The sequence below is a fragment of the Kluyvera sp. genome, assembly GCF_965301105.1.
This window is the reverse complement of the sequence record NZ_CBDKZX010000007.1, coordinates 97,099-109,213: the sequence shown is the minus strand read 5'-3', so window position 1 is coordinate 109,213 and position 12,115 is coordinate 97,099. Positions and strand designations below refer to the sequence as shown.

6 protein-coding genes are annotated in these 12,115 nt (G+C 57.6%); all 6 read right to left on the bottom strand.

Features of this window, described 5'->3' with window-relative positions; genetic code table 11:
- Positions 1 to 112: 112 nt before the first annotated feature.
- Entirely contained in the window at positions 113 to 1,603 is a 1,491-nt protein-coding gene (locus ACW14G_RS05005) for a M16 family metallopeptidase (RefSeq protein WP_163446838.1), read from the bottom strand.
- A 228-nt stretch (positions 1,604 to 1,831) separates the two neighbouring features.
- Complete coding sequence (locus ACW14G_RS05000; protein ID WP_163446840.1) at positions 1,832 to 3,118, bottom strand: dicarboxylate/amino acid:cation symporter; 1,287 nt, start codon at positions 3,116 to 3,118, stop codon at positions 1,832 to 1,834.
- Between the two features lie 151 nt (positions 3,119 to 3,269).
- Positions 3,270 to 5,279 carry a biofilm formation regulator HmsP gene (gene hmsP, locus ACW14G_RS04995; RefSeq protein WP_163446841.1) on the bottom strand — a complete coding sequence of 670 codons (2,010 nt, stop codon included), beginning with the start codon at positions 5,277 to 5,279 and terminating at the stop codon, positions 3,270 to 3,272.
- 148 nt (positions 5,280 to 5,427) lie between these two features.
- The gene (gene bcsC, locus ACW14G_RS04990) at positions 5,428 to 8,724 is read right to left on the bottom strand and encodes a cellulose synthase complex outer membrane protein BcsC (protein WP_249022630.1); all 3,297 of its coding nucleotides are present in this window, start codon (positions 8,722 to 8,724) and stop codon (positions 5,428 to 5,430) included.
- Entirely contained in the window at positions 8,706 to 9,803 is a 1,098-nt protein-coding gene (bcsZ, locus tag ACW14G_RS04985) for a cellulose synthase complex periplasmic endoglucanase BcsZ (RefSeq protein ID WP_163446845.1), read from the bottom strand. The genes bcsC and bcsZ overlap by 19 nt, the downstream gene beginning before the upstream one ends.
- Positions 9,804 to 9,809: 6 nt before the next feature.
- Complete coding sequence (gene bcsB, locus ACW14G_RS04980; protein WP_249022629.1) at positions 9,810 to 12,113, bottom strand: cellulose biosynthesis cyclic di-GMP-binding regulatory protein BcsB; 2,304 nt, start codon at positions 12,111 to 12,113, stop codon at positions 9,810 to 9,812.
- Between the last annotated feature and the right edge of the window lie 2 nt (positions 12,114 to 12,115).

Genomic DNA, 12,115 nt, shown 5'->3' with positions numbered 1-12,115 from the left:
AGGGAGAAAAGCAGAATGTGCGTGGGAGAAAATCGGACGTCAGCATTTGCACGATCGGTCCCCTCTCCCCGTTGGGGAGAGGGTTAGGGTGAGGGGGCATGCACCGGGCAAATTACTGCGCCGGTGGAATATCCGTCACATCCTGATGACTTTCATCCACTGCCGCCGCCGACTCCGTCTTCTCCGCCAGCATGATCTTGCCCCAGGTATCCTGGAGATCCTTCATATTGAACTCAGGCTCGCCGGTTGGCTGCTGTAAAATCAGCGCCATATCCTGCGAAAGCTGCTGACGCAGATCCTGATTCAGCATCTCCACCGTCAGCGAGTCGAGAAAACTCTGGCGCAGCTTCTGGTACTGCTCCGGCGCGATATCCACCACCTGATTTTGCAGCGAACGCATACGCTGGCTAATCAGCACGTCGGTATCCATGCGCGCGTAGGTCGCAAACAGCTTTTGCAGCTCCAGCTTTTTCTGCGCCACCAGCGCATCAAACTCATCCTGCGGCAGGCCATTATCACGAACGTTAGCCAACTCACGCGCCACCAGCCCCAGGTTGTTTTCCAGCTTTTCACCCGGTGAGTCCAGATTGATGCCGCACTGCGCGCGCAGGTACAACACGCGGCAGTCGAAGCCCAGCCCGATATCCTTGGTGTTGGTACGGCTCAGCTTCTGCTGAACATGCCAGAACAGCGCCTCACGGGAGAGATCGGCGCGCCAGTAGCGCAGGAGCGCTGCCGATTCACGGATTGGCGTCCACGGCGCGTCCCACATGATGGATAAACGATCCTGACGCACCGCGTTGGTCATAATGCTGACCGCTTCCGGACGCAGCGGCGACAGCGTCGGCAGCGCTGCTGGCGTTTCACGTTTGCCCTTCAGCTCGCCAAAGGCTTTGCTAATCTGTTCAATTGTTGCGCGACTGTCGACGTTGCCTACCACAATCAGCGTCATGGCGTCCGGGGTGTACCATTTCTGATAGAACTCGGCGACCTGCTTCGCATCCACCGGCATTTTCAGTGGTTCAGCCGGGTCGTGACCCAGCATCGTCGACCCCTTCAGGCGATAACGCCACCAACCTTCTTTGGTATCCTGCGGCCAGGTCGCGACCATATCCTGCACGCTCAGCGCGTAATTCACGCTTTCCTGGGTGATGTTTGGTTTGCCCAACGAGCTGGCCAGCCAGTTCAGCGCCTCTTTTTGCAGATCGCTGCGGTTGTTTGGCAGGCTCAGATTAAAGCGGGTGTAGTCATACGAGACGACCGCAGGAGGCTGCGGGCGTTTTGGGTCAATACCCTGCTGCCACATCGAGCGCGCCTGCATGGTTGGCAGACTGCCGCTTTGGGTCAGCGCAATACGAGGAATAAGGTGGCTAAAGCCGGTTTGCTGAGCGCTTTCATTCAGCGAACCAATATCAATAGAGAGCCGGATTTCTACACGGTCACTCGGGCGCTGCGGTGTGGCAAGCACCTGCCACTGGAAGCCATTAGACAACGTACCTTGTTGCCAGGCCGGGTCCGGCTGGAGCGCTTCTGCCTGCACATAGCTGGCCGCTGCCATCATCAGCAAACCACCGGCTAAAAGTCGAATTGTTGTGCCCTGCATGTGAACCCCTGATGAACGTTCCTGGTTACAAAGACAACCGCCATAGAGCGATTGCCTAAAATAATGAAGTAAATACGTCAGTTAGACCACACGATCGCAAAAACGTCACATGGCTCAGAAAAATAAAATGCACGACAGCCATAGGCTAGCACGGCCCATTCATGACGCCGCCTAATTATGCGCAGGAGCCCGCACTCCAGCAAGGGAGTACGGGCGTAAGTGGGAGGATTAAGAGGATAATTCGTGCGGTTTTTTCGCAGTCGGACGGTTATTGAGCACGTCGTCCATCTGCTGAGCGTCCAGCTGTTTCACACGTTTCGCGACCACGATAGTCGCCACGCCGTTACCAATCAGGTTGGTCAGCGCGCGCGCTTCGGACATAAAGCGGTCAATACCCAGAATTAAAGCCAGACCGGCTACCGGTAAATGACCCACCGCAGAGATAGTCGCCGCCAGCACGATAAAGCCGCTCCCGGTGACACCGGCCGCCCCTTTCGACGAAAGCAGCAACACCACCAGCAACGTCACCTGATGGAAAATATCCATATGGCTGTTGGTCGCCTGGGCGATAAAGACCGCCGCCATCGTCAGGTAAATCGAGGTGCCGTCGAGGTTAAATGAATAACCGGTAGGAATAACCAGCCCCACCACCGATTTACGGCAACCCAGTTTCTCCATTTTATCGAGCATACGCGGCAGCGCGGACTCCGATGAGGAGGTGCCCAGCACAATCAGCAGTTCTTCTTTGATATAGCGGATAAATTTGAAAATGCTGAAGCCGGTCGCGCGGGCGATAGAACCCAGCACCACCACCACAAACAGAATACAGGTGATATAGAAGCAGATGATGAGCTGGCCGAGCTGCACCAGCGTGCCTACGCCGTATTTACCAATGGTGAAGGCCATGGCACCGAAAGCGCCGATAGGCGCAAGGCGCATGATCATGTTGATGATGCCGAAGATGACCTGCGAGAAGCTTTCAATGACGTTGAAAATCAGCTGGCCCTTGTTACCCAGGCGGTGCAGCGCAAAGCCAAACATCACCGCAAACAGCAGCACCTGCAGGATGTTACCGCTCGCAAAGGCGCCAATGACGCTCGACGGAATAATATCCATCAGGAAGGGGATAATCCCTTGATCTTTCGCCTGTTCGGCATACATGGCGACCGCTTTGGCATCCAGCGTCGCCGGGTCAACGTTCATCCCGGCGCCGGGTTGAACCACGTTCACAATGATCAAGCCAATAATCAGGGCGAGAGTACTGACCACTTCAAAGTACAGCAACGCCACTGCGCCAGTGCGGCCAACCGCTTTCATGCTTTCCATGCCAGCGATCCCTGTTACTACGGTACAAAAGATAACCGGCGCGATAATCATTTTAATCAGTTTGACGAAGGCATCGCCGAGCGGTTTCATTTGCGCGCCCAATTCCGGGTAATAGTGACCGAGCAACACGCCGATCACTATCGCCGTTAACACCTGGAAATAGAGGCTTTTGAAGAAAGAGGTTTTCATAGGATGTCCTTAAGCTATAGCCACAGGAAAAGTAGGGTTTATTTTCACCTGTGAGCACAAAATAACATCCAAGAAACATAATCGAAATATTTGTACGTTGATTTGATATTTAATTGTTAAATCTTTGAGCTGACACGCACAATTGCTATATTCAGTGACTCGGTAGCAGCGATTTCTCCTGGCCGAGATAATCCTGCTCGAACACCTCCGGCGGTACCGCACGAGCGAACAGAAAGCCCTGCAACACATCCACACTCGCCGCACGCAGCCAGGCATATTGTTCTTCATTTTCAACGCCTTCAGCCACCATCTTCAGATTGAGGCTACGCCCCAGCTGGATGATGGCCGATACCATACTGGCGTCTTCCGGCAGCGTGTCGATAAAGATTTTATCAATCTTCAGGATGTCGACTGGTACCGACTTCATATGTTGCAACTGACGCAGCCCGGCGTAGCCCATGCCGAAGTCATCCAGCGCAATCCTTACCCCGGCGTTACGCAGCGGACGCAGGATCGCCACCGCGGCTTTCGGGTCGTCGATACGGCGGCTTTCGGTCACTTCCAGCACCAGCGTGCCGGGCGCGATGCGGTAGCGGTTAAGCAACGCCAGCATGTCGGAGACCATATCGTGGTGTAGCAGCTGCAACGCGGAGATATTTACCGACAGCGGCAGCATAATGCCGCGCGATTGCCACACCGCCAGCTGACGGCAGGCTTCTTCCAGCACCCAATGGCCGACGGTGACCATCAGGCCACAGGACTCAATGCTATCGATCAAATCGTTGGGTAACGCCCAACTACCGTCCGGCTGACGCTGGCGCAGCAGCACCTCGGCGCTACACACCTTGCCGGTGGCAGTATCCACCTGCGGCTGAAGCCAGATAGAAAACTGTTGCGTATCGAGAGCCGTCAGGATATCGCTCTCTTCAGTCAGCCGTTTCTGCGCCTTGATCATCTGTTCAGGGTCAAAGAACTCGATCTGGTTTTTGCCCTTACGGCGTGCGGTAAAGGCGGCGGAGAGTGAACGTCGGTAAAGCTGCTCCGCCGTCAGACCATCGTTAGACATGGCGATACCAATGCTGGCGCTCGGGCGGAGCTGAATCCCCTGCAACGGTAAACGCTCATTCATGATAGTAAGTACTTGCTGACTTAATGTAATGGCGTGCCACGGTTCTTTAACGCCATAAGCCAGAATAGCGAAGTCATAGCCGCTGACCTGCGCCAGCACCATACGCGGCGAGATCACCTGTTTAATCTTCTCGGCGAGCGTCAGCAGCAGCATTTCGCGCTGCGCCTCTTTCAGAACCCCTGCGGTGTCCTGCAGGGTTTCGCAGGCAATCGCCAGCAGCGCCACCGGCGTTTTGCGCGCCAGACTTTGCTCCAGTAGCCCCAGCAAGAACGCTTTGTTCGGCAGGTCAGAAATCGGGAATCGGGTCGATTGGCTGCTCAGTTCGTCGTACTGGCGTAACAGGGCCTGCTGGTTACGGTTATAGCTGCGGACCAACGTGCCAATTTCATCATCATGGTGCAGGCGCGGCAGCGTCAGCTGATGCCCGATGCGGTCCGCCCCCGGTAAGTCGTGAATCTCATAGGCGATACTGCGCAGCGGCCTGACGATGAGCCGGTTAATACACCAGGTCAGGGCAACGGTCAGAATCAACACCAGAAGAAAGTAAGCGGTCACTATCGTTGCCAGCGCGCTCATCACAAACTTATACATACGCCAGGAGTCGGCCTGGAGCACCAGATAGGCCAACGGCTGCGGATTTGCCGGCCGTTCAAGCGAATAGAGCGGCAGCGATATCTGCACCGGCAGTTCGAAAATACGGGTAATACTCACCGGAACGGGGCGTTCCGGGATAAAGCTCATGCGCAGCGCCTGAAACTGGTTTGGCAATACCACGTCCGCCCGGCTAACAATACCTGACGGCTGAATACGTCCAAGAATGGACTCTGCTTCCGGGATATCGGCCTTAAGGATGGCGGCGGAAAGGGGTTGGCGCACCGAGCGCGCGATACTCTCTAATTGCGTAGCCGTGTTATAGCGATCCTGCTGCACAAAATGGAACAGCAAAATAAAGCAAAAGATGAACAAAAACAACATGGTAACAACAGCAACCATAGCCATTTGTTTTATAGTAAGTGAACGGCTGACGCGCAAAAGAGCTCTCCACAGGTACGAACGTATTGCTCAGGCATTGAGAATAACGAGGCTGGCGGCAAAGTCAAAACGGACTCTGGCGCGATAATTATAACCCGGCGTCAAGCCGGGTTATATAAGACGAATACCTATATCAGGATAGATGAGGTTACCAGTCAGCGTAGGGCACCAGCGGCTGCGGCGGCATGTCGAGGTCACCCTGCCACCCGGCGGCGGAGTAACGCACGTACAACAGCGCATGGCTTGGGGTGTAATCTTTGGCCTGCTGAATATCCACACCCGCGCCGATAAACCAGTTGGACGTGACCCGACGTTCGACGAGGGCCCGCGCCGTGTAGCCGAAGCCCTGGCTACTGCCGCCGCCGTTGGTATCATCGCTCGCGTCCTGCTTCCATTGCGATGGAATCAGGTTCATCAGCGGATAACGTGGCTCGGTTTTCGTACGTGAATGCGACCAGGAGACAGATCCACCCAGTTCCCACGACCAGTTTTCCGTGCGTTGGCGCCAGTTCACCGGCACGGCGAAGGAAACGTACTCCTGCGGGCTGTAATAGCCGCCCTGACCTAACGTATAGCCGCTCAAATCCTTCTGGTAGTGCCAGATCATGTTGTTCAGCCCGACGGTTACCCGACGGTTGTTCTCGTTGACAACCTTGTAGTAGTAGCCGGTCATCCAGCGCACGCGCCAGTTGTCGGCGACGTTTTTGCCGGTCAACTGATCGCCGCTCAGCGAGGCCCATACGCCGTTGGCCTCACCTTTATCGTAACTCAGGCTCAGACCGCCGCCGTTAGCGCGCACGCCACCCCAGGTCGTACCGGGATGTGCGCCGCTGCTGTTGTCTTTCTGTCCGCCGAAGGCCAGCAGCGAGCTGGAAATCGGCCGACGGTGCGCGTTGAGCGTGTAGCCCAGCGGGCCGAGATCGTTGCTGTAGCTCAGGCTACCGACCACATCGACGACATTAAAGCCAATCGGCGTGGTACCGATATCGGCGTTCCAGGTATCATTTTTCCAGCCCACGGCCACGCTGGCACCGCTATCGCTCTGATTCGCAGAGCCATTACAACGGGCTAAATCACAGGTTCCCCACTGCTCTTTATGGTAGCCATTTTTGTCGGTGGAGAAACTCCCGACATCCATATTGACCAGATCGGATCGGAAGAACATCCGCCCATCGGCGAGCGGCGCATCCACCTGTAACATGGTGGTGTGCGCTTTCAGATCCGAATAACCGCCCGTGCCGCTGGAACCCCAGAAATCATGCTCCAGCGTGACGTTCAAATCCTGCTGACGATACAGGTCGGCCGCATCGCTGCGCACGCCGCGCTTGAGCCAGTCATCTTTTTCATCGTTGCGCGTCAGGCGGGTAAAGGTGTCATTATCCTGCGGGCGCGTCGGGGTAACCTGCGCCGCCACCATGGCATCTTTGTAGGTTTCCAGCGCCTGCTGTGGGTTGCCGTCCTGCGCCTGATAACGCGCCGCGTCGCGCAGCACCATCGCGCTTTCCATTGATGGCGGCTGCGCTTTTGCCTGCGGCACCAGCGCGGTCAACATTTTCTGGGCCGCCCCCGTGTCGCCCAGTTGCGCACTCACCAACGCAATACGGCGCTGGGTACCGAGCGAACGCTCACCTTCTGCCGGCAGTTCGGCCAGTTGCTGGCGCGCCGCCAATGCGTTGCCGTCAGCCGCGTAGACCTCCGCTAACCCCAGGTGGGCATCCTCATCATGAGGGTCTTTCGCCAGCACCGCGTTGTATTCAGTCAACGCTGCGGCGCTGTCACCCCTCTGCTGGGCCCAGTCGGCAAGGGTTGAATGAATGCGTGCAGACTCTGGCTGCTGTTTCAGCAACGCGATGGCCTGCGCCTCTTGTCCACCGTCGCGCAGACGGTTTGCCTGAGCAATCAGTTGGTCGCTGCGCAGACGTTGATCCAGCTCGCGAATGTTGTCCGTCCACTGCGACGACGGCAGCGCGGCCAGATGCGTCAGCGCCGCCTGATCCTGACCGTTGCCGGAGAGATACAGCCCGTAGGCGTAAACCTGATCGGCGTCGGTCGGTTTCTTATGCGCCAGGTTGAGCATCAGACGGTCGGCTTCGCCGCGTTGCCCCGCGCTCACCAGATCGCGGGAAAGGCGATAGGTGATCCACACATCGTCCGGCGACAGCGCCAGGCGCTGACGCTGAAGCGCCGCCGCCTGCGCCCACTCACCGCGGTTTTCCAGCGCTTCTGCCTGCTGTGAAAGCCGGTCGTTAGTCAGGCTGCGTTCGATATCATCAATACTGCGACGCTGGCTGGCCGAGAGACCATTAATAAACGCGGTCGCTTTTTCCGGCGACTCGGCGCGATAGATATTGGCCAGCCCGCGCACCGCGCCGCTGTTGCCACGGTCAAGGCGCAGCGCCTGTTGGTAATAGCGCTCAGCCGCAGCGGTATCTTTACGGGCTATCGCCACGTCGCCCAGCCCTTGTACCGCATAGCTGTCGGTGGCATCCAGCTTACGCGCCTGCTGGTAGAAGCTCTCCGCCTGCGCCAGATTATTGGCTTTCAGCGCCGCGTCGCCTTTGCGGATCAACGGCCAGTACAGTTCCCAGGTTTGCGGTTTGTTCGCTTCCGCTTCGGCCTCTTTGGCCTTCGCAAGGAACACCGGATCCGCCAGCTGTTTTTGCTGCTCGGCCAGCAACGCACGGGCGCTGTCCGCCGATTCACCGCTGGTGAAAATTAACAGGTAACGCTGTAGCGCCTGCACGCTGGACGGGCTGGCAGGCTGGTTTTTAATGGCCTTAAACCAGAGATCGGCTGCCGGTCCGCGACCGCCCGCCGATTTCGCCATCTGTTCGAGTACCGCAAATGCCGCATCGCGCTGGTTGTCGGCCAGGAGCGTATTCGCCAGCGTCATTTGCAGGCCAACGTTGCCGGGGTTTTTCTGGTTCAACGACTGCAGTTGTTTGAGCGCTTCGTTGTGCCGGGCGGGCAGTTTCGCCACCGCTGTCCAGTACTCCACGGCGTAATCGCCGTCCGGCGGCGGGCCGTTAAACGCTTTTTCATATTCCGCCAGCGCTTCCGGCACATGGCCGGTGGTGGCGAGTAAACGCGCCTGCTGTAGCGACTGACGCCCGGCATCGGTGTTCAAACCAATTTCCGCGCGCGAGGCGTTGTACTCCGTGGAATTGGGCGCGACCTGCGCCAGTTTTTTCAACTGCGCCTGCGCACCCGCGGTATCCCCCTGACGCAGCATGTAGCGCAGGCGAGCCGCCAGCACCTTCGGATTGTTGGGATTAATCAGCTCCAACCGATACAGCGACTGCTGCACCAGATCCTCACGTTTGCTGGCTTCGCCAAGACGCACCTGGTTGAGCAACTGCTCTTCCGCCGAGGTGTCCGCGAAGACCGGCTGTACCAACGACAGCCCCAGAGAGAGGGTGAGTAAACTTAGTGTGAACTTGCGCATTCCTGGCCCCAGTCAGGTAGTAATTCGCCGCGGGCGCTGAAGCGAAAACGGTGTTGATCCCAGCCCTGACCAAAGAGGGTCAGAACATAACTATAATAAGCATCCGCGCCGGGAAAATGGTCGGTAACACGCTGGCGCTGAACGGCCTGAGCATCACGATCCTGTAAGAACGGCAGCAGTGAAGCCGAAAAACCAACCGGGCCATCACCGGTCACTTTCCCCGTGGCGATCGCCACTTTCTCCGGGGGAAGCCCCTGCCGGGCGGTCTGCGCCGCCATTGGGTTAAAGCGTTTAAGCAGACGCGCTTTTTGCGGGTCTGCGTCGTTCATCATTCCCACCCACAAATAGACGCGAATCGCATCATAGCCGCCGATCACATTCGCCTCTTTTAGCTGCCAGCCCTTCGCTTTTTCGTAGCTCACCCAGTCCGGCGAAAAGCCTTTCGGGGCGGTATCAAGCAGCAGTTTGAGGTTGGTATCGCGCAGCGTAGTCCACGGCGCGCCGAAGCGGCTGAAATACTGCGCCACCTGCGGAGGGAAGTAGCTGGGGTTAAAGCGCCAGCGCGTCTCTTCGGCAAAACCGACGCGTCCCGGCAGAAGCATTAGCCCCAGACCCGGTACATTCACCACTTCATCGGCAGCAATCTTCGCCAGCAGCGCTTTACCGGTGTCGGTATAGTCGTCGTTTTTCCACAGTCGACCGGCCTCCAGCAACGTCCAGGCAATCCAGATATCGGAGTCAGACGCGGAATTGCTGTCCAGCACCGTCCACGCCTCTTCGCTCTTTTTACCCCATAACCACGCCGGAAGATGCTCGCGCAGTGAACCTTGCGCCAGATTGTTCTGCGTCCAGTTAAACAGAGTGGCGAACATCTGACGATCGTTGGCCGCGAGGGCAAAGAACAACCCATAGCTTTGCCCCTCTGAGGTGGTGATTTTGCGAGAATCACTGGGATCGATCACCCGCCCTTCGGCACTCACGTAATCCTTTTTAAACTGCTCCCAGGCCGGCCAGTCACAAGCAGCCTGTACCTGACCGCCAAGGGCGCACAGCAGAACGATCCAGCTCAGCATCTTCATCGCGGCTTACTCGTCTTCCGGATCCAGACGACGACGGCTGATGATACGCAGCAGACGCCACAGTACCCAGGCCAGCAGCACGATGCTGATCGCCGCGAAGATAGCCAGCAGCACCGGATGGTTGGAAAGCGCAAACCAAACGCGTTCAAACCACGGCAGGTGGCCGACGTAGTAGATATCCCCTACCCGCAGGCTGCTGACGCCGGATTCACGGATCACCGATACCGAGCCAAACATCGCCGCGCGTTTACCGCTGTCGTTCAGCGCGCCATTCAGCAAGTTATAGCCGCTGGCGCTGTCCGCCAACAGGGCGATCACGCTACGTTGTTTGTAATAAGGCGATTCAAAACCCACCACCGCGGCCATCGGCCCTGAGGAGGTAATACCGGTTTGCACGCTGGCCTGGCGGTCATCCTCATCCATATAGATGCTCGGCAGGTCGTGGTGGCGCACCGGCGTTTTCACCCAGCTTTGCGTCGCATTGACCAGCAGGTCGATATGCTTGTCGTCTTTGAGCTGCTGCGGAATAGAGCCAATCAGCAGCAGGTCAGCATCTTTACTCTTAATCTGGCTACCCTCATCGACAATGGTCATGCTGGTGCCTGCCAGACCGGTTTGTCCGCCCACCACGCCCACGGTATTCAGCAGCGTGCTGACCTGTGCTTCAGACGGCGTCTTCGGCATCACGATGACCGTATCGGACAGGTCCGCCATACGGGTGAACGGGAAGCCCGCGTTAGCAAAGGTGCGCAAATCCGGCATCGGCAAGAAGTGGTAATAGTCGGAGAAGTCGATCGTCGAGTCATCGCCAATCACCACGTGGTTTTGTACCGGCTGGAAGGTAATACAGTTTTCCAGCGTACCGCCTGGCATCGGGTTCATATACTGGAAGTCAAAGCGCAGCTGGTTCATCGCCCCCAGGCGCAGCGCCGGGATGCTAATGTCATTCTTGCCATCCAGCAGGCCCTGCAGCACCGGCAGGCGCAGCATCAGCTTGTTGACGTCCTGAGTGCTATCCAGGTTAAATGACTGCAGGAACTGGTTGTTGAGGCTGATGTCCATCCGCGAACTGTCTTTGACGGGCGGCATGGTGTAGCGATATTTCAGGTCCATATCGATGCCGGTGCTGCGCATCAAGTACAGATCCGGCGGCAGATTCAGCGACAGGTTGATGGAGGCAGGCTCCAACCCGGTAGACTGTAGCTGCTGTTCGTAGGTTTTCAGCTCGCCGAAGGTGACCGGACGGTCGGTACGTACCCAGTTCGGCGCATCGTACGGCACGCGTGGACGCAGCGGCTTCACTTCATCAACGGTGACGCTATCACCACGGAACAGAATGTTGCCCGAGGCAATGCCCTGCGCCGCTTTCAGCAAATCTTTATCGTCACGGCCAAACACCACCAGCAGCTTCATATACGGGTTGCCCGGGTGATCGATCATCTCGATCGTCGGCGCATTGACCGCCGGATGATCGCGCAGGAAGTCCGGACGACGATCGTTGGTGGCAAAGACGATCGCGTTACGCTCCGGCAGCGTGTTAAACAGCACCGGGAAACTCTGTCCACGCCAGCCCGCCTTCGCGCCAAACCACGAGGCGATAATGCCCGCCGCCTGCTGCTGTTGCAGATCGGGCGACGCGGCAAAGACCATCGGCAGCTCCAGCGCGCGGTTGTCGCGCGTGTCAAAGAACGGCACCGGGAAGTGGGAAAGATCGTTACGCACTTTCAGCGAACGGTAGGTCAAATCCAACGAGCTATTACGCGCCACGTCCAGCCAGACGGTATTGTTGGCCGGGTTTTCGCACACATCGCGGTAGTGGCCGATAAACTCCAGGCGAACGCGGTTAAAATCGGTGATGTACAGCGGATCGACGGCGATCTGCGCGGTCACTTTTTTACCTAACTGCTCTTTGGTCACCGGCAGGACGTCCATCAGTTCATCGTTCAGATAAACCTTCAGCTGCGAGGTAATCGGCAGCAGGGACGGCGACGGGGTGTAGGTCAGGTTAAGCAGCGCCTTAGACACCACTTCGTCGCTGCGCATGCCAAACTCCACGCCACCGTCCGGATTCGAACCGCGCAGCACCATGCTGCCCGGCGGTGGCGCAATCTGGGCGAAAGAAAGCTTTACGTCACGGCTTGGCGCATCTTCCACCACCACCGGCGCGGCGTCAGGCGTAGGCACCGTCGCGTCCTGCTGAACGGTGGGCGTCACCGACACCTCTGGCGTCGTTTCTGAATGCGTCGTGAGCGGCAGTAAACTGCCCATACCCACCGCCACTGCACAAATCCAGGAAAGGTTTCTTTTCATCG